Source organism: Streptomyces sp. AgN23 (assembly GCF_001598115.1).
Taxonomy (GTDB): Bacteria; Actinomycetota; Actinomycetes; order Streptomycetales; family Streptomycetaceae; genus Streptomyces; species Streptomyces antimycoticus.
This window is the reverse complement of the sequence record NZ_CP007153.1, coordinates 7308917-7331818: the sequence shown is the minus strand read 5'-3', so window position 1 is coordinate 7331818 and position 22902 is coordinate 7308917. Positions and strand designations below refer to the sequence as shown.

15 protein-coding genes are annotated in these 22902 nt (G+C 72.9%); 3 read left to right on the top strand and 12 right to left on the bottom strand.

The genetic code is table 11. The features are described from left to right. Positions 1-17 precede the first annotated feature (17 nt). The gene (locus AS97_RS31975) at positions 18-908 is read left to right on the top strand and encodes a methyltransferase domain-containing protein (protein WP_210566102.1); all 891 of its coding nucleotides are present in this window, start codon (positions 18-20) and stop codon (positions 906-908) included. Positions 909-994: 86 nt separating this feature from the next. On the opposite strand, the gene ffh is transcribed toward AS97_RS31975, so the two are convergent. The 5 genes from ffh to AS97_RS31950 form a co-directional block, all read right to left on the bottom strand. Further along, positions 995-2539 carry a signal recognition particle protein gene (gene ffh, locus AS97_RS31970; RefSeq protein ID WP_059144194.1) on the bottom strand — a complete coding sequence of 515 codons (1545 nt, stop codon included), beginning with the start codon at positions 2537-2539 and terminating at the stop codon, positions 995-997. A 573-nt stretch (positions 2540-3112) separates the two neighbouring features. Then, positions 3113-5707 carry a [protein-PII] uridylyltransferase gene (locus tag AS97_RS31965; RefSeq protein ID WP_210566101.1) on the bottom strand — a complete coding sequence of 865 codons (2595 nt, stop codon included), beginning with the start codon at positions 5705-5707 and terminating at the stop codon, positions 3113-3115. A 173-nt stretch (positions 5708-5880) separates the two neighbouring features. Further along, the gene (locus tag AS97_RS31960) at positions 5881-6219 is read right to left on the bottom strand and encodes a P-II family nitrogen regulator (RefSeq protein WP_014055184.1); all 339 of its coding nucleotides are present in this window, start codon (positions 6217-6219) and stop codon (positions 5881-5883) included. Further along, complete coding sequence (locus AS97_RS31955) at positions 6216-7502, bottom strand: ammonium transporter (RefSeq protein ID WP_059144192.1); 1287 nt, start codon at positions 7500-7502, stop codon at positions 6216-6218. Before AS97_RS31955 ends, AS97_RS31960 begins: the two co-directional genes overlap by 4 nt. Positions 7503-7708: 206 nt before the next feature. Then, positions 7709-9223, bottom strand: coding sequence for a hypothetical protein (locus tag AS97_RS31950; protein ID WP_086709866.1), 1515 nt, complete (start codon positions 9221-9223; stop codon positions 7709-7711). A 451-nt stretch (positions 9224-9674) separates the two neighbouring features. On the opposite strand from AS97_RS31950, the gene AS97_RS31945 reads away from it, so the two are divergent. After that, positions 9675-10346, top strand: coding sequence for a bifunctional DNA primase/polymerase (locus AS97_RS31945; RefSeq protein ID WP_086709867.1), 672 nt, complete (start codon positions 9675-9677; stop codon positions 10344-10346). 206 nt (positions 10347-10552) lie between these two features. On the opposite strand, the gene ftsY is transcribed toward AS97_RS31945, so the two are convergent. The 5 genes from ftsY to AS97_RS31920 all read right to left on the bottom strand — a co-directional run bounded on the left by ftsY (position 10553) and on the right by AS97_RS31920 (position 15662). After that, entirely contained in the window at positions 10553-11773 is a 1221-nt protein-coding gene (gene ftsY / locus AS97_RS31940; protein ID WP_210566100.1) for a signal recognition particle-docking protein FtsY, read from the bottom strand. A 35-nt stretch (positions 11774-11808) separates the two neighbouring features. Next, on the bottom strand, positions 11809-12459 hold the full coding sequence (locus tag AS97_RS31935; protein WP_059144188.1) for a response regulator transcription factor: 651 nt from the start codon (positions 12457-12459) through the stop codon (positions 11809-11811). Between the two features lie 225 nt (positions 12460-12684). Continuing rightward, positions 12685-14817, bottom strand: a complete 2133-nt coding sequence (locus AS97_RS31930) for an ATP-binding protein (protein WP_247204551.1) — start codon at positions 14815-14817, stop codon at positions 12685-12687. Position 14818: 1 nt separating this feature from the next. Further along, positions 14819-15127, bottom strand: coding sequence for a hypothetical protein (locus AS97_RS31925; protein ID WP_210566099.1), 309 nt, complete (start codon positions 15125-15127; stop codon positions 14819-14821). Positions 15128-15263: 136 nt separating this feature from the next. Beyond that, positions 15264-15662, bottom strand: a complete 399-nt coding sequence (locus tag AS97_RS31920) for a hypothetical protein (RefSeq protein WP_059144186.1) — start codon at positions 15660-15662, stop codon at positions 15264-15266. 202 nt (positions 15663-15864) lie between these two features. On the opposite strand from AS97_RS31920, the gene AS97_RS31915 reads away from it, so the two are divergent. Continuing rightward, a complete protein-coding gene (locus AS97_RS31915; RefSeq protein WP_210566098.1) occupies positions 15865-16851 on the top strand; it encodes an LLM class flavin-dependent oxidoreductase in 987 nt (328 codons plus the stop codon). A 42-nt stretch (positions 16852-16893) separates the two neighbouring features. Here AS97_RS31915 and AS97_RS31910 read toward each other — a convergent pair whose 3' ends face one another. Continuing rightward, positions 16894-18312 carry a sugar porter family MFS transporter gene (locus tag AS97_RS31910; protein WP_086711237.1) on the bottom strand — a complete coding sequence of 473 codons (1419 nt, stop codon included), beginning with the start codon at positions 18310-18312 and terminating at the stop codon, positions 16894-16896. A gap of 216 nt (positions 18313-18528) precedes the next feature. Further along, complete coding sequence (locus tag AS97_RS31905) at positions 18529-22713, bottom strand: AAA family ATPase (RefSeq protein WP_210566097.1); 4185 nt, start codon at positions 22711-22713, stop codon at positions 18529-18531. Positions 22714-22902: the final 189 nt, after the last annotated feature.

Here is a 22902-nt window from a genome sequence, read left to right as displayed (position 1 = left end):
TGATTGGGGCCCTTTCGATGACATCTACGCTCGTACAGCGGCATCGCCCGCACCCCTCCTCGTCGCGAACGACGGACGCCCACGCTCGCACCCGCGACTGGGCGGAGATCCAGGAGCGGATGCTGGTCCCGCTGTACGAGGCCGTGTACGAACGGCTGGACGTCGGCGCCGGGACCCGGCTGCTGGGCCTGGGCTGCGGCTCCGGGCTCGCCCTCCTCATAGCGGCCGCGCGCGGCGCCACGGTCTGCGGGGTGGACACGGACGAGCGGCGCCTGGACCTCGCGCGCGACCGGCTGACGGCCGTGGACGCGCCGGGCGGCCCGGCGCTGCCCGCCCGGCTGGGCCTCGGCGGCCCTGAGAGCCCCTGCGTACAGGAGGCCGCGGCGGAGTCGGCCTTCACGGTGGTGACGGCCTTCGAGCCGCTGTCGGCGCTGGGCGCGGCGGGCCCCGCGCGGTGGGTGTCCGCCCTCGCGGCCGCCGCGGCGCGCACCGAACGCGGCGGGGCCGTGGTGCTCGCCGGATGGGGCCCGCCGGAGCGCTGCGCCACCTCCGGGGTGCTGGGGGTGGGCGACCGGCTCGCCGATCCGATGGACTCCCCCGGACATCACCGGGAGGTGCCCCCTCCCGTCCGCTGGCGGCCGTGCGGCCGCGACGCCCTGGAGGAACTGGCCGCGCTAGCCGGACTGCGGCCCGACGGATCGGGCCGGGTGGCCTGCCCGTTCGGGTACGCCGATATGGACAGCGCGGTGCGCGGGCTGCTGTCGACGGGGCTGTTCGACGCGGCGGAGCAGGTCACGGATCCGGTCCAGGTCCGCAAGGAGATCATTGAGGCACTCCATCCGCATCAGCGCGCGGACGGCACGGTGTGGATGCCGAACGTCTTCCGCTATCTGATCTGCCGCGTCTGAACGGGACCGTCACGTAAGGCCCCTGAGCTGTGCGCAGGGGCCTTACGGTTCATTCGTACGGGTAACGCCTCGGGGGCCGGGGCGGCTCAGCCCATGAACTTCTTGAACTCGTCGGGGAGTTCGAAGTCCTGTCCGTCCTGTCCGCCGGGCAGCCCGAACGCGCCGCCCTGCTCGCGGCGCGCGGCCGCGGCCTGCTCATCGGCCTTGCGCTTCATGGGGTTGCCCGAGCGCTGCTTCCCCTTGGCCTTCTTCTGCTGCTTGCCCTTGCGCTTGCCGCCGCCACCGATGCCCGGCATACCTGGCATCCCGGGCATCCCCGGCATGCCGCCCTGGGCCATCTTCGACATCATCTTGCGCGCGTCGAAGAACCGCTCCACCAGGTTCTTGACCGCGCTCACCTCGACGCCGGAACCACGGGCGATACGGGCGCGGCGCGAGCCGTTGATGATCGTGGGGTCCTGGCGCTCGCCCGGGGTCATCGACTTGATGATGGCCGCGGTGCGGTCCACTTCCCGCTCGTCCAGGTTGTTGATCTGGTCCTTCATCTGGCCCATACCCGGCAGCATGCCGAGCAGCTTGGAGATGGAGCCCATCTTGCGGACCTGCTCCATCTGCGCCAGGAAGTCGTCGAGCGTGAACTCCTTGGGGCCCTTCGCCAGCTTGGCCGCCATCTTCTCGGCCTCTTGCTGGCTGAAGGTCTGCTCGGCCTTCTCGATCAGGCTGAGCATGTCGCCCATGCCGAGGATGCGGGACGCCATGCGGTCCGGGTGGAACGCGTCGAAGTCGTCCAGCTTCTCGCCGTTGGAGGCGAACATGATCTGGCGGCCGGTGACATGCGCGATGGACAGCGCGGCACCACCGCGCGCGTCGCCGTCCAGCTTGGAGAGCACCACACCGTCGAAGCCGACGCCGTCGCGGAACGCCTCCGCGGTGTTCACCGCGTCCTGGCCGATCATCGCGTCGACGACGAAGAGGACCTCGTCCGGGCTGACGGCGTCGCGGATGTCGGCGGCCTGCCGCATCAGCTCCTCGTCGATACCGAGGCGACCCGCGGTGTCGACGATCACGACGTCGTGCTGCTTGGTCTTGGCGAACTCGACCGAGTCCTGCGCCACCTTGACCGGGTCGCCGACGCCGTTGCCCGGCTCGGGCGCGAAGACGGCGACACCGGCCCGCTCCGCGACCACCGAGAGCTGGTTGACGGCGTTGGGGCGCTGAAGGTCACAGGCGACGAGCAGCGGGGCGTGGCCCTGGCCCTTCAGCCAGCGGCCGAGCTTTCCGGCGAGCGTGGTCTTACCGGCGCCCTGCAGACCCGCGAGCATGATCACGGTCGGCGGCTGCTTGGCGAAGCGGAGGCGCCGCGCCTCACCGCCGAGGATGCCGATCAGCTCCTCGTTGACGATCTTGATGACCTGCTGGGCGGGGTTGAGCGCCTGGGAGACCTCGGCCCCGAGGCTGCGCTCCTTGACCTGCTTGATGAACGACCGGACGACGGGCAGCGCCACGTCGGCCTCGAGCAGGGCGATCCGGATCTCGCGTGCCGTGGCGTCGATGTCCGCCTCGCTGAGGCGTCCCTTGCCCCGGAGGTTCTTGAAAGTCGCTGCGAGGCGATCGGAGAGGGTATCGAACACGGTGGTCGCGAATCCTTCGGTCGGATGTCGGGTCGGTGGTCGGGCTCCAAGGGTATCCGCCCGTCGCGGGAACGGTCTGCCCCCGGGCGTGCGACGCCCGGGCGGGGTGTCTTTCCCCACCCCGCCCCTTCCCGAACCGGAGCTGCGCCCCGGGCCCCGTTCCGGGGGCTCCGCCCCCGCGCCCCCGCCGGGGCTCCGCCCCGGACCCCGCTCCTCAAACGCCGGAGGGGCTGGGCAGTGGCGCCTGTCCGCCCCGGGCCTGCCCCACGCCGGAGAGGCCGGGGAATCGCTCCTCAAACGCCGGAAGGGCTGGGGTGTGGCACCTGTCCGCCCTGGACCTGCCCCACGCCGGACAGGCCGGGGAATCGCTCCTCAAACGCCGGAAGGGCTGGGGTGTGGCACCTGTCCGCCCTGGACCTGCCCCACGCCGGACAGGCCAGGGAATCGCTCCTCAAACGCCGGAACGGCCGGTGAACGGCACCTGTCCACCCCGGACCTGCTCCTCAATCAGCCGGAGAGGCTGCGAAGAGGCACCTTGGCCGGGAGGCGGCGCCCATACGCGGGTGCCGCTTCTCAGGTGTCGGACGGGCTGGTCAGTGCTCGCTCGACCTTTTGGGCCACCTCGGCCGCGTGCATGGGCTTCAGGGGGGCGCCGGAGCTGTCCGTGACATAAAACGCATCCACGGCGTTGGCACCGAGGGTGGAGACGTGGGCGCTGCGGACCGCGACGCCGGTGTGCTCCAGGGCACGGCCGATTCGGTGCAGCAGGCCGGGGGCGTCCTGGGCGCGGACCTCGATCACGGTGGCGAGCTGGGAGCTGCCGGGTGCGACCGTCACCCGTGGTGGCGGGGCGTGCGCCCCGCGGCGGCGGGGGTACTTGCGGTAGGCGGCCTCGCGCTCGGCCAGGCGGGCGACGATGTCGAGCGAGCCGTCCAGGGCGCGGAGCAGGTCGTTCCGCAGTCGGGCGGCCTGTGGCAGCGAACCGTACTCGGCCGCGACCCGCCAGCTCAGCAGCAGCACCCTGGCCGCCGCGCCCGCCGCGTCCAGCTCCGACGGCAGCTCGAGGGCGCGCAGATCCGCCGCGCGCACCGTAAGGCGGTGCAGGGCCAGGACGCCGGCCGCTGTGTGAAGGACGCCGGGCTGGTCGGGGACGGCGATGAGCAGTTCCACGCCGATTGGCTCGGGGCCGGTGGCCTCGTCCTCGGGAAGCCCTTCGGCGGCAGTCGTAAGGAGGCCGTCGGTGAGGAGGCCGCCCGCCTCGCCCGGCGCCAGCGCCTCGGAGCGTGCGTGCAAGGCCAGTACCGGGCCGCCGGTGCGCCATGCCTCGATCGCGAGGCGTTCCTGTTCGGCCGTCGTCTGCTGCGGGGTGGACCAGTCGTCGGCGGGTTCGCCCGCGAGGACCGCCGCGACCCGCTTGACCAGGTCGGCGACGAGGGAGCCGCGCCAGGCGCTCCAGGCCGCGGGGCCGGTGGCCAGCGCGTCGGCCTCGGTGAGAGCGTGCAGCAGTTCCAGGGTGGTGGCGCCGCGGACGGCCTCGGCGACCGAGCGCACCGTGGCCGGGTCGTCCAGGTCGCGCCGGGTGGCGGTCTCGACGAGCAGCAGATGGTGGCGTACGAGGGTGGCGAGGACTGCGACGTCCGCGCGGTCGAAGCCGATGCGGGCGGCGACATCGCGGGCGATGGTCTCCCCGGCCACCGAGTGGTCGCCGGGCCAGCCCTTGCCGATGTCGTGCAGCAGCGCGGCGACCAGCAGCAGATCGGGGCGGCCGACCCGGCGGCTGAGCGCGCTGGCCCGGACCGCGGTCTCGACCAGATGCCGGTCCACGGTCCAGCGGTGGACGGCGTTGCGCTGCGGACGGCAGCGCACCCGCTCCCAGTCCGGCAGCAGCCGGGTGATCAGCCCCTCGGCCTCCAGGGCCTCCCACACGCCGACGGTGGACTCGCCCGCGCCCAGCAGCGTGATCAGCTGCTCCCTGGCCTCGGGCGGCCATGGCACGGGCAGTGGCCGGGCGGCGGTGGACAGCCGCCTTACGGCGTGCGGCGACAGCGGAAGTCCGGCCTGGGCGGCGGCCGCGGCGGCCCGCAGGGTGAGCACGGGGTCACGGTCGGGGCGCGCGGTGCGGGCCAGCACCACCTCGCCGTCCTGTTCCACGACGCCCTCGGCGAGCGGGCTGCGCTCCCCCGCGTCCGCGGCGCCCCCACGGCCGCCCGAGCGCCCGCCGCGGCCGCCGAGCAGGCCGCGCAGCCGGGGCCGGGCGGCCGAGCGGGCGCGCAGCACCCGCTCGACCTCGCGCCAGGTCACATCGCTCGCGTAGGAGATGATCCGGGCGGATTCGTAGATCTGGCGCAGCAGGGCGTCGGCGTCCAGCAGCCCGAGGGCGGCCGCGACCTGGTCCTGCTCCTGGAGCATGAGGCGGTCGGCGGCGCGACCGGTGGACAGATGGAGCGCGTCGCGCGCGTCCAGCAGCCGCCGCCGCGCGTCGTCGAGTCCCTCGCGGGGCGCGTCGGCGAGCCAGGAGGCGGCGATGGCACGCAGTGCGGTGGCGTCGCGGAGCCCGCCGCGGGCCTCCTTCAGGTCGGGTTCGAGCAGGAACTGCAGCTCACCGTGGCGCTCGGCGCGCTCCTGGCACAGCGCGTGGAGCTCGGGCAGCCGCCGCGGGGCCTGGGCGCGCCAGTCGGCGAGGACGGTGGTGCGCAGATCGGCGGTGAGCGCCTGGTCGCCCGCGATGTGGCGGGAGTCGAGCAGACCGAGCTGGACCTTCAGATCCTCGGCGGCGGTCGCGCGGGCCTCGTCGGAGGTGCGCACCGAGTGGTCGAGGGCGAGGCCCATGTCCCAGACCGGGTACCAGACGTGGTCGGCGAGCACGGCGAGGGCCGAGCGATCGGCGGAGCCATCGTGCAGCAGCAGCACATCGAGGTCGCTGCGCGGGGAGAGTTCGCCGCGTCCGTAGCCGCCGACCGCCACCAGGGCGACGCCCCGGTCGATCCCGGCGGTCCGCGCCCCGCCGGTGAGCAGCGCGGCCAGCCACTGGTCGGTGAGTTCGGCCAGGGCGGAACGGCGCGGCGGCCCGGACCGCGACCCCTCCTGGAGGAGTCGCAGCCGGGCCGCCGCGTAGCCGCCGGGCCCCGAGTCGGTGGTGTCGGTCGTGGTCTCGAGGCTTTCCGTCAACTCGGCTCCCTGTCAGCGTGCGACTGGTTGTCCGGCTCGTGCCGGGCCCTCGGAGGGCGTACTCCGGGCCCTCGGAGGGCGTCCGGGCTCCGGGCCCTCGGAGGGCGTCCGGACTCCGGCCCTCAGCGGGCGCCCGGGCCGCGGCCCCGAGCGGGGCGTCCCGGCCCCGGCCCTCAGAGGGCGTCCGGGCCGCGCTCCCCGGTGCGGACCCGGACGGCGGTCTCGACGGGGACGCTCCAGACCTTGCCGTCACCGATCTTTCCGGTGCGCGCGGCCTTGACCACGACATCGACGAGGTCATCGGCGTCCTCGTCCTCGACCAGCACCTCTATGCGCACCTTGGGCACCAGGTCGACGGTGTACTCCGCGCCCCGGTAGACCTCGGTGTGGCCGCGCTGACGGCCGTAGCCGCTGGCCTCGGTGACGGTCAGGCCCTGGACGCCGAACGCCTGCAGCGCTTCCTTGATCTCGTCGAGCCGGTGCGGCTTCACGACTGCGGTGATGAGCTTCACGCGTCCACCTTCTTGTTGTGCGGCTTCTGCGGCGCGGACGCGCCGGTCGCGGCGGGCACCGTACTACGGGCGGATCCGCCCACCGCGCTGAAGTCATAGGCGGTCTCGGCGTGGAACGCCTGGTCGATGCCGCCGAGCTCCTCGTCCTCACTGGCCCGGAAGCCGATGGTCACGTGGATGAGCTTGGCGAGGAGCCAGGAGACGACGAAGGAGTAGAGCAGCACCGTGAAGGCGCCGAGCGCCTGCTTGCCCAGCTGGGCCGCGCCACCGACGCCGTCGGTGGCCAGGACGCCGACCAGGAGGGTGCCGATGAGACCGCCGACCAGGTGCACCCCGACCACGTCGAGCGAGTCGTCGTAACCCAGCTTGTACTTGAGGCTGACGGCCCAGGAGCAGACGACACCGGCCACCAGGCCGATCACGATGGCGCCCCAGGCGTTCACCGCCGCACCCGAGGGGGTGATGGCGACCAGGCCCGCGACCGCGCCGGAGGCGGCGCCCAGCGTGGTGAACGCGCCATGCCGGATGCGCTCGTAGGCGAGCCAGCCGAGCATCGCGACACCGGTGGCGACCTGGGTGTTGAAGGCCATGTTGGCGGCGGTCCCGTTGGCGGCGAGGGCGGAGCCGGCGTTGAAGCCGAACCAGCCGAACCAGAGCAGACCGGAGCCGAGCATCACCAGCGGCAGGTTGTGCGGGCGCATCGGGTCCTTCTTGAAGCCGATGCGCTTGCCGAGTACCAGGGCCACGGCCAGGCCCGCGGCGCCCGCGTTGATGTGGACCGCCGTGCCGCCCGCGAAGTCGATGACCTCCTTCTTGAACAGCCAGCCGTCGGCCTGCCAGACCCAGTGGGCCACCGGGAAGTAGACGACCGTGGTCCACACCGTGATGAACAGCGCCCAGGCGCCGAACTTGACGCGGTCGGCGACGGCTCCGCTGATCAGCGCGGGGGTGATCACCGCGAACATCAGCTGGAAGAGTGCGAAGGCCAGGACCGGGATCGCGTCGGGCTTCTCGCCCCACAGCGACGTCGGCTCGATGCCCCGGAAGCCGATGTGGTCGAGATTGCCCAGCAGCCCGCCGCCGATGTCATCACCGAAGGTGAGCGAGTAGCCGAACAGCACCCACAACAGCGAGACGACGCCGAGCGAGATAAAGGACATCATCAGCATGTTCAGGGCGCTCTTCACCCGCACCATGCCGCCGTAGAAGAAGGCCAGGCCAGGGGTCATCAGCATCACGAGTGCGGCGCTGATCAACACGAACGCGGTATTTGCGCCATTCAATGTGGACGTCTCCTCGAAACGACGGCCCGTGCGGGCAGGACATCGGGGGCCGGTATTCGCCTCGAGATTGGCGCAGCACCGTTTCAGCCGATGCCGCCCGATGTTTCACCGCAGTGACGAAGGCCGCGGGAGTGTTACGCGCCGATGAACCGCGGCTGTCGGGGCGGAGCCCTCCGTTACCGTGTCGCGACCACCGCCGGGTCCGCTCAGACGGCCTGGCCGGGCCCCGCAGCCCCCGGGGTGTCGGGCATGAGGGTGGCCAGCCGCTCGCCGAGATCGGCGACCTGAGGCACGTCGCCGAACTGGCGCACCGCCGTGTCCACGGTCTTGCGCAGCCGGTTGTTGACCCGCTCCGAGCGCACCCGCTTGGCGAGCGGCAGCGCCTGGCGGGCGACGTCGGCGGCCTGCTCGGGCTCCTTCTGGAGGAGATGGACGGTGGCCATGCCGATCAGGTTGAGCGCATACGAACGCTGGGGGCCCGCGTCGTTCTCCGTCTCCTGGCCGAAAAGCTTCACGGCCTGGCGCATCACCGGGTCGGCCATCTTGGCGTAGGTGGGGCTGCGGCCGGCGACATAGGCGAGATCGCGATAGGAGTGGGCGTTCTCCGCGTTGAGCTCGGCCTCGGAGAAGAAGCGGATCCAGTCGGGGTCGCCATCGCCCTTGGCGCAGTCGGCGAAGGTGTCCTCGGCCATCTTCACCGCGCGGTGGCATTTGCTGGGCTGGCCCATATTGGCGTAGGCGCGGGCCTCCATCGCATACAGCATGGCCTGGGTGCGCGGGGTGGCGTTCTCCCGGCTGCCGTACTGCGCGAGGTGGACCAGCTCCAGCGCGTCGTCGGGCCGGCCGACGTGGATCATCTGGCGGCTCATGCCGGAGAGGATGTACGAGCCGAGGGGGCGGTCCCCGGACTCCTTGGCGGCGTGGAGGGCGAGCACGAAGTACTTCTGCGCGGTGGGCTGGAGCCCGACGTCATAGCTCATCCACCCGGCCAGCTGGGCGAGCTCGCCCGCGACCTTGAACAGCCGCCGGGAGACCGCCTCCGGGTGGGGCTCCTGGAGCAGGTCGGTGACCTCGTGCAACTGGCCGACCACCGCCTTGCGGCGCAGCCCGCCGCCGCACTGGGCGTCCCAGGCGCGGAACATCACGATGGTGGACTCCAGCAGCTCTAGCTCCGGCTCGGAGAGCCGGGAGACCCGGCGCGCGCGCCCGCCGTCCACCGCCTTGGCGCCGCCGGGCTGTCCGCTCGTGGAGGGCACCAGCCAGCGCTGCATGGGCTCGATGAGGGCGGGGCCCGCGGACAGCGAGAGCGAGGCGCCGAGGAAGCCGCGGCGGGCGAGCATCAGGTCGCTGCGGGAGAACTCGCCGATCAGCGCCACCGTTTCGGGCCCGGCCCAGGGAAGATCCACGCCGGACACGGACGGTGACCGGTGGACGGCGCGCAGCCCGAGGTCCTCGATACCCACCACACAGCCGAAGCGCTCGGAGAACAACTCCGAGAGAATCTGCGGAATCGGCTCCCGGGGCTGCTCGCCGTCCAGCCAGCGGCGCACCCTTGAGGTGTCCGTGCTGATGTGGTGGGCGCCTAACTGCCGTGCTCTGCGGTTGACTTGGCGCGCCAGCTCCCCCTTCGACCAGCCGCTGCGCACGAACCACGACTGCAATTGCGCATTGGGGCGCTTCCCAGCACCGCCGCCGCTGTCGCCCACCCGGAACGCCCCCATCCCACGAATCTTCCCGAACCGCCACCAGAATGCCTTCTGTCACGGTCAGTTGTCCCCGGGATGCGACGTATCAACCGTCCCGACAGGGAACCGCCTCATGCCAGGGGCATGTACCGATCCGTACTCCGCCCGCCGTCAGCTCGCCTTCGAGCGAGCACCACATCCAGGGACTGTGCACTGAAAGTAATCCTACGATCACGCCCCTGGCGAGGCGGTTCCCGAAAACGCCACCATTCGCCACCCCTTCGAATGAACCCGGTTGCCGGTTCGCACGATTCACTTGACACCGGGGCGACGGGAAACCGGTGAAGGGGTGCAAGCGGGGGCGCACGGGTCGCGCCTCACCACCTCCGTCACATCGGAGCGCACTCTGTCGCGCCTCGTCGGCGACGGAGCGTCATCGCGACGTTCCGGCTCGTAACCATCCAGAGCGTGACCCGTTGGAGGGGGCATGGGCTTCACGATCGGCGGCAACCGGGACATGCGGTCCGGCTCACGGCGCCGCGGCCGTACCTCCGAGTCCACGACGGTGGCGGAGTACACCGGTCTGTGGGGCTGGGATGTGGTACCGGGCGCGCGGGCGGCACGGAGTTCGGGGGGCGGCAGAAACGAATGTTCATGCGGTGACCACGGCTGTCCCTCCCCCGGCGCGCATCCGCTCTCCTTCGCCCCCGGCGTCCCGGCGGGCGCCACGCTGGACGCCGCCGCGGCCGCGTGGGAGCAGGTCCCCGGGGCGGCCGTGCTGCTGCCCGTGGGCCGCTCGTTCGACGTCCTGGAGGTCGCGGAGTACGCGGGCGGACACGCGCTGGTCCGGCTGGAGCGGATGGGGCTGCCCCTCGGCCCGGTGGCCCTCACCCCGCACGGGCGCGCCCAGTTCTTCGTCGCCCCCGGCGCCGCCGCCGAACTGCCCGAGCTGCTGTACCGCATGGGGTGGGACGACGCCGACCTGGATCTGCGCTGTCTGGGCCCGGGCGACCACATCACCGCCCCGCCCTCGGACCTCGGCGGCCTCGGACCGGTCCGCTGGCTGCGCCCGCCGACCCTCGACACCGCGGGCCGCCCGCCGCACGCCCGGCTGGTCCTGGGCACCCTCGCCTATCTGAGCCACCGGGCCGGGGCCTGAGGGAGCGCTCTCCTCTTGCGCGAGCGCCCGTACGCGGGCCTTTGTTCGCCCGAGCGCCCTGTGCGCGCACTCTGTGCCCGTACACGCCCGTACGCGAGCGCTGTGCCCGTACGCGGACGCTGTGGAAGCCGCATACGAACGCCGGACGGGCCGGGAGTCAACCCCGGCCCGTCCGGCGCGATACGGGTGATCCCCCCACCACGGCCTCAGCCGCCGATCAGCGCGTCGACGAACGCCTCCGGCTCGAACGGCGCGAGATCGTCCGCGCCCTCGCCCAGCCCCACCAGCTTGACCGGGACCTTCAGCTCACGCTGGACGGCGACGACGATGCCGCCCTTGGCGGTGCCGTCCAGCTTGGTCAGCACGATGCCGGTGATGTCCACGACCTCCGCGAACACCCGCGCCTGCACCAGGCCGTTCTGCCCGGTCGTGGCGTCGAGGACGAGCAGCACCTCGTCCACCGCGCCGTGCTTCTCCACGACCCGCTTGACCTTGCCCAGCTCGTCCATCAGACCGGTCTTGGTGTGCAGCCGGCCGGCGGTGTCGATCAGGACGACATCCGCGCTCTCCGCGATGCCCTCCTTCACCGCGTCGAAGGCCACCGACGCCGGGTCGCCGGCCTCCGGGCCCCGGACCGTACGGGCACCGACCCGCTCGCCCCAGGTCTGCAGCTGATCGGCGGCGGCCGCGCGGAAGGTGTCGGCCGCGCCCAGCACCACGGACTTCCCGTCGGCGACGAGCACCCGGGCCAGCTTGCCGGTCGTGGTGGTCTTACCGGTGCCATTGACACCGACGACCATGACGACGCCCGGCTTCTCCTCGCCGTTCGCGCCCACACCGCTCTCGGTGTGCACCGAACGGTCGGCCTCGGTGCCGATGAGGCGCAGCAGCTCCTCCCGCAGCAGAGCGCGCAGCTCCTCGGGGCTACGGGTGCCGAGCACCCGGACGCGCTCCCGCAGCCGCTCGACCAGCTCCTCGGTCGGCGCCACACCGACGTCCGCGGTCAGCAGCGTGTCCTCGATCTCCTCCCAGGTCTCATCGTCGAGGTGCTCCCGGGACAGCAGCGTCAGCAGCCCCTTGCCCAGAGTGGTCTGGGAGCGGGACAGCCGGGCGCGCAGCCGGACCAGCCGGCCGGCGGTCGGCTCCGGGACCTCGATCGGCGGGACCTCGGGCGGGGCGGGTGCGGGTGCCTCCGCGGCCGGGGCCCCGGTCCCCGGAAGGTCCACCTCCTCGATGGTTCTGCGTGGTTCCTCACGCGGGGTTTCGGCCTCCTCGCCGACGTGCGGCTCGGCGGGCGGCGCGGTGACGGTGGGGCTGCTGGGCGGGGGCGGGGGCAGCCGCTTCTTCTTGCGGCCGCTGATCACGAGCCCGCTGATCGCGGCGACCGCGACCACAGCGATGACTACGGCAAGGATGAGGTATTCCATAACGCCCCCCAGTATCAGCCACGAGGGGGAGCGAGTCATTCGCCTCCCAGCCCGGCCTGCCGGGCGCGCACGATGGCCTGGGCGCGGTCGCGCACTTGGAGCTTGGCGAAGATCGAGCCGACGTGATTACGCACCGTCTTGTCAGTGACCACCAGCCGCTGGGCGATCTGCCGGTAGCCGAGACCGGCCGCCAGCAGGTCCAGCACCTCCCGCTCCCGGGCCGTCAACGTCGGGAACGCCTCCTTGGCGGACGCCGAACCCGAGGCGCCGACCAGCGCCCCGAGCCGCTCGGCCATCCGCGGGCTGAAGACCGCACCGCCCCGTGCAACGGTGTGCAGCGCCCGCAGGATCTCGTCCCGGCCCGCGCCCTTGAGCAGATAGCCGCGGGCCCCCGCGCGCAGGGCGGCCAGCAGACTGTCGTCGTCCTCCGACATCGTCATGACCAGCACCCGAATCTCGGAGTGATCGCACAAGATCCGCCGCGTCGCCTCCAGACCGGACCGGCCCGGCAGCCCGAGATCCATCACCACCAGATCCGGACCGGTGCGCACGGCCTCGGCTATCGCCCCATCCGCGCACGCCGCCTGACCGACCACGGCGAACGCGTCATCGAGATTGACGGCGGCAGCCAGACCCTCACGGAACAGGGGATGATCGTCCACCAACAGCACCCGCCACTGCGCCACGCTCTGCCTCCTTCTTTCCTGAGACTCGGGTCGCCTCCTTTTTTGAGGCTCGGTTCGCCTCCGGGGCGCCTCAGCCTCCCCCAGCGGGAGCTGGGGGAGGCTGAGGCGCCCCGGCCGGTAAGGGCAAGCGTCCGGAAGCTCTACGGCGCCCTCCAGCTCAGCGGGGCGCCCCAAGACGGCGGCGCCCCGCCGGAAGCCCGCAGCACCCTGCGGCTCTACGCCGCCCTAAGGCGCCCGGCTCATCGGTCTGCTTCTCTTGAGCAGTGCCCGGCACGCCTCGTGCCCCGTGGGCTTCCGGTGCTCCTCGGGGTTCCCCTGTTCGCCCGGTCCGGCGAGCGGCAGTACCGCGTGCACCACCGTGCCGGTCGCCGATCCGGTCACCGAGCAGGAGCCGCCGATCTCCTCGGCCCGTTCGGTGACCGACGCGAGGCCCACACCGGGCACCGCCGTCTCGCGCAGCCCGCTCCCGTCGTCGGTGACCTTGACCTCCAGGGTGTCCGGGCCCGCGGTCAGCTCGACGCTCACCTGGCGCGCCCTGGCGTGTCGTACGGCGTTGGTCAGCGACTCCGCCGCGATCCGGTACGCGGCCGTCTCGACGCCGGGCGACAGCGGAGGCAGCGCCGCGGGGCGGCTGGCCACGCCGACCCGTAGCCCGCCGACGCCCAGCCGGTGCGCCAGGTCCCGGACCGCACCGGCCAGTCCGCGCTCGGCCAGCGCGGCCGGGGCCAGGCCCGCGGTGATCCGCCGCACCTCGACCAGCGCCTCGGCGAGCGTCTCGGCGGCCTCGCACAGTTGCGGGGTGGCGGGGTGGCCGGGCGGACAGGAGGTCTGCGCGATGTCCAGGCGCAGCCTTACGGCGGCCAGTTGGGGGCCGAGTCCGTCGTGGATCTCCCGGCGCAGCCGGCGGCGCTCCTCTTCGCGGGCGAGCACCAGCCGCTCCCGGGCGGCCTGGGCCTCCTCCGCCAGGCGCAGCGCGGCGAGCGCGGGAGCGGCCTGGTCGGCGAGGAGGGAGAGCAGTCCGCTGTCGCGTTCCGCCGGGGTGCCGGAGCCGTCGCGGGAGACCTCGAGGCGGCCGACGGTGCGGCCGTGGTGGCGCAGCGGATACGTCTGGACCGGGCCGGTCAGCTGGGCCCCCTCGGAGGCCAGCCGCCGGGGCCCGGCGCGGGTGTCGACGCTGACGGCGGCGCCGGAGACGCCGAGGTCCTCCACGGCGCTGCGGCAGATCTGCTGGGGCACCTCGCCGGGGTGCGGGGCCTGTTGCAGCCTTACGGCGAGGGCGCTCACGGCTTCGTGCGGGCGGGCCCGGGGCCCGTAGAAGGCGCGCTCGACGCAGAGGGTGAGCCAGCGGGCGCTGGGCCGCAGGCCCCAGCCCAGCACCAGGGCGCATCCGGCGGTGACGGTGGTGGCCCCGCTTCGTACGGAGGGGAGTCCGGCCTGGACGGCGACGACCGCGCAGACCACTACGGCCGCCAGTGAGGTGAGCACGAAGGCGCGGGCGAGGCGGTGGCTGGTGGAGCGGTCCAGCCGCCATATGCCCGTGCGGGCGACGCCGAGGCAGATCGCGGCGGCCCATACGGCGCTGCCGACGGTGCGGGCCACGATGGTGGGCACGCCCTCGCCCCACTGGGACAGGAGGAGCGAGACACAGGCGGGATAGGCGGTCGCCAGCAGCGCCCAGTCGCGCCGCTCGGCGCCGCGTGAGAGGGCGGCGCGGCAGCACAGGGCGGCGGTCACGGCCGCCGCGACGCTGCGCAGCACCCAGGGTTCGACCTCGGCGTAGGTGTCGAGATGGTCGAAGGCCCACTGGCCGCCCGCGGTGGCGAACGCCGGGTTGAGCACGGAACCCACCCGGGGCTCGCTGATCAGCCACAGCCCCGCGTACCCGAGCCAGTAGCCGGACGCGCCCAGGCTGATCACCCACCACTGCCACCGGCGGCGCCCGCCCCGGGGGAACAGCCACAGCGGCAGCAGCAGTACGGTCAGCGGGCGGCAGGCCATCTTGGCGGCGGCGAGCAGCAGGGACAGTACGGCGCCCGTGGTGCCCAGGTCGGCCAGGCCCAGCAGACCGGCCGCGGCCGAGGGCAGCAGCCACAGGCCGCCGGCCACCAGCAGGACGCCGCCGTAGCGCCGGGCCTCGCGCTCGGCCAGCAGCAGCACTCCGACGCCCAGCACCGGGACGCCCACGGCGACCCGGGTCAGCACGGTGGCGCCCCGGGGGTGGGGATAGGCGAGCGCGAGCCACTGGTCGTTGACCCTCAGCATCCCGGCCACCCACCCGGCCAGGACCACCACGATCAGTGCCGATACCCCGCCCGCGGCGCGCACGGCGCGGTCCTTCGGCAGTGCGGCATGTCGCATCTCAGCCGGCGGCCGGCCCGGCGGTCAGGGCGCGTGCCACGCCGGGGCCGCCGCTGGCCCACAGCGTGACGTAGTTGTCGTTGCGGCCGGGGCGGCACTTGTACTCGTTCCACTTGTGCCGCTCGATGCCCGCCTTGCCCGCGCGCCTGCAGGCCGCGGTGGTGTCGTAGTGCCCCGCCTCCCGCCAGGCGGTGTCCTCGGACGTGGCGGCCGGGGAGGAGGCGGTGGCGGGTGAGGCGGCCGCGGTCCACACGACGGCCCCGGCGCTCAGGCCGAGTGCGATCACCGTGCGGATTCGGGTAGGGCGCATGGTCGTTCTCCTTGGTCTCGCCCGAGCCCTACCCGCCGCCGCGGCCGTGAAGTGCGCGGTTGCCGCGCCCCACCCGAACCGGTGACCTCCTAGCACCCCCGTTCCGTATCCCGTCGGCGGTGCCGGGGCCGGATGCTCACCACACGAGCACCAGGACGGCGACGGCGATCGTCTCGGCCTCCTCGTAAGGCAGTCCGAAGCGCATCAGGGCGAGCATGACGGGCTGCGCCGCCCAGACCTCCAGCGTCTCCAGGAAGTTGGCGAGCCGGTGTGCGTACCGGCGCACCATCGCGGTCTCGCGGGGGCTCAGCCGGCTGAGCAGCTTGGCCAGCAGCGCGCCCCCGTGGTGCAGGGCGGTCACCAGCAGCCGCTGCCGGATGAGCCGCGCGGCCTCGGGGTCCGGGGCGGCGCCGGAGAAGAGCGCGGCCTTGGCGGATTCCAGGTCCCCGGGGTCGCCCGCGGTCAGCCGGACCCGGACGATGAGGTCGTCGATGTCGGCCGCGGTGATGAGTGATTCCCCCGTGCTGATTGTCACGCACCCCTCCTCAGTGGCGTTGTGGGCTGCGGCCCATGGGGCGGGCCGACCCTTACGATCGGCCGCCCCGCGTCCCAGGCACATGAGTCATCCGTCCCGGCCGCGCCCGGCCGGTGGGCCGAACGGCCCATGCGGGTGGCCATTTGACGGCCCGTCAGCTACGGTCCGGCTGCCGTATCCGCGACGAAGGAGGACATCCGCCATGCCCGTCACGGTCGTACGCCTCAACCTCGTCGATCCCGACGCGACCCCGCGCAGCCTGTCCGAGCGGTACCGCGCCGCCCTCGAAATGGCGGCCTTCGCCGATGAGCGGGGCATCTCCACCCTCCAGACCGAGGAGCACCACGGCTCCCCCGGCAACTGGCTGCCCGCCCCGCTGCCCTTCGCGGGCACGCTGCTGGGTGCCACCCGCCGGATCACCGTGACCCTCTCGGCGCTGATCGCGCCGCTGTACGACCCGCTGCGGCTGGCCGAGGACCTCGCCGTGCTGGACCTGGCCAGCGGCGGGCGGCTGATCACGGTGGCGGGGATCGGCTACCGGCCGGAGGAGTACGCGGCCCAGGACAAGGACTGGAAGCGGCGCGGGGTGCTGCAGGACGAGGCGCTGGAGACGCTGCTCGCGGCCTGGACGGGCGAGCCCTTCGACTACCGGGGCCGCACCGTCCGGATCACCCCGCGCCCGTACACCCGGCCGCATCCACCGCTGCTGGTCGGCGGCAGCTCGCAGGCGGCGGCCCGCCGGGCGGCCCGCCTCGGGCTGCCGTTCTTCCCGAGCGCGCATCTGCCGGAGCTGGAGGCGTACTACCACGCGCGGCGGGCGGAGTACGGCACCGAGGGCTGGTGTCTGATGCCCCCGGCGGCCACTCCGCTGCTGCATCTGTCCGAGGACCCGGACCGGGCCTGGGCGCGGTACGGCACCCATCTGCTGTACGAGGCGCGCAGGTATGCCTCCTGGCAGCAGGGCACGGTGCGCTCGGCGGTGCGCTCCCGGGCCGAGGACGTGGCGGCTCTGCGCCGCGAGGGCGTCTACCGCATCGTCACCCCCGAGGAGTGCGTCGCGTACGCGGCGGAGGGCGGCGAGATGGCGAGCCTGGTGCTCCATCCGCTGTGCGGGGGGATGCCGGTCGAGGAGGGCTGGCGGTCCCTGCGGCTGTTCGCGGAACGAGTGCTGCCCCGCCTCAAGGACTGAGGCGGGGCAGTTCTCCTGTGCGAGGAGTGGGCGGCGGGGGGGTCAGCCCATCTCCTCCAACGCCTTGCCCTTGGTCTCCGGCACCCACTTGAGGATGAACGGGATCGAGAGCAGGGCGAAGGCTGTGTACATGACGTACGTGGCCGACAGGTTCCATTCCGACAGGCTCGGGAAGCTGGCGGTGATGGCCCAGTTGGCGATCCACTGGGCGGAGGCGGCGACACCGAGGGCCGCGGCGCGGATCTTGTTCGGGAACATCTCGCCGAGCAGGACCCAGACCACCACGCCCCACGAGAGGGCGAAGAAGAGCACGAAGGCGTGGGCCGCGATCAGCGCGAGGACACCCTGGGTGTGCGGCAGCTTGCCGTCCACCAGGTGCGCCGAGAAGGCCCAGGCCACCAAGCCGAGGGAGACGGCCATGCCCACGGAGCCGATGAGCGCGAGCGGCTTGCGGCCGATCCGGTCGACGAAGATCATCGCGATCACGGTGCCGAGGATGTTGATGATCGACGTGGTGAAGGAGTAGAAGAACGAGCTGCTCGGGTCGACGCCCACGGACTGCCACAGCGTCGAGGAGTAGTAGAACGCCACGTTGATGCCGACGAGCTGCTGGAAGACCGAGAGCCCGATGCCGATCCAGACGATGGGCAGCAGACCGAATCGGCCGCCGAGGAGGTCCTTGAAGGTGGACTTCTCCTCACTGCGCATGGCCCGGTCGATCTCGGCGACCCGCACATCGAGGTCCACGGTCTTGCCCTCGACCTCTTCGAGGACCTGCTTGGCCTGCTCTATCCGGCCGGCGGAGATCAGGAAGCGGGGCGACTCGGGGATGGCGAAGGACAGCAGCCCGTAGAGGACGGCGGGGATGACCATGACGCCGAGCATCCACTGCCATGCCTCCAGGCCGGCGATCTCGCCGCGCTGGTCGTCGTCGGCGAGGTTGAGGATGCCCCAGTTGACGAGCTGGGAGATGGCGATGCCGACGACGATCGCGGCCTGCTGGAACGAGGCGAGCCGGCCACGGTAGGCGGGCGGGGCGACCTCGGCGATGTAGGCCGGGCCGATCACCGAGGCCATGCCGATGCCGATACCGCCGAGCACCCGCCACATCGCCAGGTCCCACAGCGAGAAGGGCAGCGCCGAGCCGACCGCGCTGATCGTGAAGAGGGCGGCGGCGATCTGCATGACGCGGATCCGGCCGATCCGGTCGGCTATCCGGCCCGCGGTGGCGGCGCCGATGGCCGAGCCGATCAGGGCGATGGCCACGACCTGGGCGAGGGCCGCGGAGCCGATGTCGTACTTGCCCCGGATGGCTTCGACCGCTCCGTTGATCACCGAGCTGTCGTAGCCGAAGAGAAAGCCACCCATCGCGGCGGCGGCGGTGATGAAGATGACATGGCCGAGGTGGTCCGGCTGGGCCTTGCGGCCCTCGGCTCCCTCTGCCTGCACGGTGGTGGACAACGTGAACTCCTGACGCCCGTCCGGCAACGCTGCCGAACGTGGGGGGACGGCTGGCCCTTCCAGCGGAGGCTGCTGATGTGTCGACCACCACTTGAAGGTAAAAGCAACGTTGCAGAGACTATTCCTTCAAGTTTCGAAGTCAATAGAGTGTGACGAAGAAATCGTTCCAGCACGGCGACATGCGGCGACATGCCTTGACTTCAAGTATTGAAACGGTCACCGCAAGCGCTGGCTGATGACCTTTGAGACGCCGTCACCCTGCATGGAGACGCCGTACAGCGCGTCGGCGACCTCCATCGTCCGCTTCTGGTGAGTGATCACGATCAGCTGGGAAGCCTCCTGGAGCTCCTGCATGATCCGGATCAGCCGCTGCAGATTGGTGTCGTCGAGCGCCGCCTCGACCTCGTCCATCACATAGAACGGGCTCGGTCGCGCCTTGAAGATCGACACCAGCAGGGCCACGGCGGTCAGCGAGCGCTCACCGCCCGACAGCAGCGACAGCCGCTTGACCTTCTTGCCCGGCGGCCGGGCCTCCACATCCACGCCCGTGGTCAGCATGTTCTCGGGGTCGGTCAGCACCAGCCGCCCCTCCCCGCCCGGGAACAGCCGTGAGAAGACGCCCTCGAACTCGCGCGCCGTGTCCCGGTAGGCCTCCGTGAAGACCTGCTCGACCCGCTCGTCGACCTCCTTGACCACCTGCAGGAGATCGGCCCGGGTCTTCTTGAGGTCCTCCAGCTGCTCGCTCAGGAACTGATGCCGCTCCTCCAGCGCCGCGAACTCCTCCAGCGCCAGCGGATTGACCTTGCCGAGCTGCTGGTACGCGCGCTCCGCGGCCCTCAGCCGCTTCTCCTGCTGCCCCCTCACATACCGCACCGGCTGGTTGCGCGGATGCTCGCCCGCGGCGGAGCCGCTATCGGACGCAGTCTCCGGCAGCACCTCCCCTTCCGCAGGAAGGGACGGCGGGACGAGCTGGTCGGGGCCGTATTCGGCGATCAGCCCGGCCGGTTCGACGCCCAGCTCCTCCAGCGCCTTGCTCTCCAGCTGCTCGATCCGCATCCGCTTCTCCGCCCCCAGCACCTCGCCCCGGTGCACCGAGTCGGTCAGCTTGTCCAGCTCGCCCTTGAGGTCGCGCCCCAGGCCGCGGGCGGCATCCAGCTCCCGCTCGCGCTCGGCCTTGGCGCGCTCGGCGGCGTCCCGCTCCTGCCCGGCCCGTACCAGCGACACCTCGACATGGGCGAGCAGCCGGCGGGCGCCGGAGGCCACGGCGGAGGCCACCTGGGCCTCATGGCGCAGCCGGGCGCGCAGCTGCTCGGCGCGGGCCCGGGCCTCGCGCTCGGCGCGCGCGCCCCGGTCGAGCGCGTCGGCCCGGCCCGCGAGCCCCTTGACGCGCTCCTCATGCGTACGGACCTGGAGCCGCGCCTCCATCTCGGTCTGCCGGGCGTTGGCGCCGTCGGCCGCGAGCCGGTCCCGTGCGGAGGTGTCGGGCTCCTCCTCACCCGGTTGCTCCTCGGCCACCGCCAGCCGCTCGGCCAGCTCCTCCGCCTCCTCGGTCGCCCGCTCCAGCGCCTCCTCGGCCCTGGTGACGGCCGCGGCCGACCGCTCGGCCTCCCCGGCGGCCCCGCGCGCCTGCCCGGCCAGCCGGCCCAGCGACTGCGCGACCCGCGACTTCTCGCGGTCCGCCGCGCTCCGGCGGCCCGCCAGCTCCTCGACCAGCGCCAGGCACTCGGCCCGCCGCTCCTTTGCCGCGCGCTGCGCCCCGGCCAGCTCCTCGCACCGTACGGCGAGCCGCTCGAGTTCCGCCGCCGCCTCGTCGACGGACGCCTGCACCTCCAGCAGGCTGGGCGCCCCGGCCGACCCGCCCTGCGCGAAGTGCGCCCCGAGCAGATCGCCGTCGGCGGTCACGGCCGTCAACTCCGGCCGCCGCGTGAGCAGTTCCTCGGCCTCCTCCAGGGTCCCGACCACCACCATGCCGTCGAGCAGCCGCCTTACAGCGGGCAGCAGCGCCGCGGGCCCAGCCACCAAATCCGCCACCAGCGGGGATTTTTCGGCCACCGCTGCCTTACCGGGCTCATCGCGGGTGACGGCCCCTTCGGGTACACCACCCGGAACGGTCGCCTCTCCCCCGGCGGGATGCGGCACCCGCGCGGAAACGGCCGACGTGGACGGCCCGCCGACGGCGGCGACCGTGGCACCGGGGTCCGAAGCGGGTGAGGCGCCGTCAGACGCCGTATGGGGACCGCGGCCCTCGCCCCCGGACACCTCCGGCCGCGTTCCCGGCACCACGGGCCGGTCCGCGCCGGGCCCTACGGACGCGCTCGCGGCACCCGTATCGCCCCGGCCCGCGGCGTCGGCATCCGGCGCGCGGGTACCCGGGGTTGCACCGCCGGGCGACGCCCCCGCGGTATCGGCGACGGCCTGCGCGGGCCCCGAGGCCGTACCCCAGGAGTCCGTCCCGCCGTGCCGAGAGCCGTCACCGGAACCGGAGGACCCGGCTACCGGACCGTCCGCGGACCGCGTGCCCGGTACGGCGACGGCCCCGTCACCCGCGCCGGCGGACCCACCCGCCCAGCCGCCCGGCGCCGATTCACCGGAGGCGGCGTGCGGGGCGCCAGGACCGCCCGGCTCCGAGGCGGCGGCCGGGGGCTCCGCGCGGTCGGAGGCAGCCGTGGTCAGGTCGGGGGCGGCCGTGGTGAGGAGAAGGGCGGCGCGGCCGGCGTCGTCGGCACGCAGGAGGCGGATCGCCCCGGCCGCCGCGCGGGGGCCGGTGACGGCGATCGCGTCGGCGGCGGCACCCAGGGCCGCGGCGACGGGCACCTCGAAGCCGGGGGTGACGGTGAGGAGTTCGGCGGCGGGGCCCAGGAGTCCGCCGAGGCGGTCGGCGGCGGCCAGCAGAGCGCCCGTGCCGTCCTTACGGCGCAGGCCGAGCGCGAGTGCGTCATGGCGGGCGGAGGTCGCGGCGCGCTCACGCTCGGCGGCCGTCGCGGCCTCGCGGGCCGCGCTCAGCGCGGCCTCCGCCTCGGCCAGCTCGCGCTTGGCGGCCTCATGGCGCTCCGCCAGTTCCGCGTCGTCCGCGTCGAGTCCGTCGACCTCCGCCTTGAGCTGCTCGTACTCCTCCTGCGCGGCGACCGCCCGGGTCTGTGCCTCGTCGCGGGACGCGGCCAGCCGCTCGATCTCGGCGCGCGCCGAACCGGCCCGGCCGCGGGCCGCGTTCACCTGGCCCTGGAGCCGGGCGAGCCCTTCGCGGCGGTCGGCGATGGCACGGGCCACGTCCTTCAGGCGGCGCTCCTCGTCGGCCAGGCTGCGCTCCAGCTCGGCCCGGTGCGCCACGGTGTCCTCCAGCGCCCGGCTCGCCGCCTCCAGGGCGGCCTCCAGCTCGGCCTCCTGCTCCCGGATGCGGGCCGCCTCGCGCTCCATGTCCTCCGGGTCGCGGCCGCGCCGCTCCTCCCCGGGGACGGAGGTGGCGCTCTTGACCCGGGCGTCCGCCAGGCTGATCGTGCCGCGCACCCGCTCGGCGAGCTGCGACAGCTCGTACCAGGTCTGCTGGGCGTCCCGGAGCCGGGGCGCGAGCTGCCGCACCTGCTCCTCCAGCCCCGCCTCGCGCTGCTGGGCACCCCGCAGCTCGGCCTCGGCGGCCTCCTTGCGCCGCTTGAGCTCGGCCTCGTCGGCGATCTCGGCGCGCAGCGCCTCGCGCAGGGTCACCAGGTCGTCGGCGAGCAGACGCAGCCGGGCGTCGCGCAGATCGGCCTGGATGACGGCGGCCCGCCGGGCCACCGCGGCCTGCCGGCCGAGCGGCTTGAGCTGGCGGCGCAGCTCGTCGGTGAGGTCCTGGACGCGGGCGAGGTTGGCCTGCATCGCGTCCAGCTTCCGCAGCGCCTTCTCCTTGCGCTTGCGGTGCTTGAGGACGCCCGCGGCCTCCTCGATGAAGGCGCGGCGGCCGGTCGGGTCGGCGTGCAGCACCCCGTCGAGCTGGCCCTGCCCGACGATGACGTGCATCTCACGGCCGATGCCGGAGTCGGAGAGCAGCTCCTGGATGTCCAGCAGCCGACAGGTGTCCCCGTTGATCTGGTACTCGCTGCCGCCGTTGCGGAACATGATCCGCGTGATGGTGACTTCGGCGTAGTCGATGGGCAGCGCGCCATCGGCGTTGTCGATGGTGAGCGAGACCTCGGCGCGACCGAGCGGGGGACGGCCGGTGGTGCCGGCGAAGATGACGTCCTCCATCTTGCCGCCGCGCAGGGACTTGGCACCCTGTTCGCCCATGACCCAGGAAAGGGCGTCCACGACATTGGACTTGCCCGAGCCGTTGGGGCCGACGACGCAGGTGATTCCCGGCTCGAACCGGAGCGTCGTGGCGGACGCGAAGGATTTGAACCCTCGCAGGGTCAGGCTCTTGAGATGCACGCCATTGGACTCTACCCGCCGCCCCTCTTCCGGCACCGTCCCGTGACGGTGGCGCCACACTCTCGTCCCGGCTTTTTCTCGGTTTCAGCAATGATCGGTTTCACCGCCGTGAGAGAGGGGCACATCAGTCGGTAAGGGTGGCTCGGAGACCACTTGGGAGACGACGAAGGGACGCCGAGGCGTCCCTTG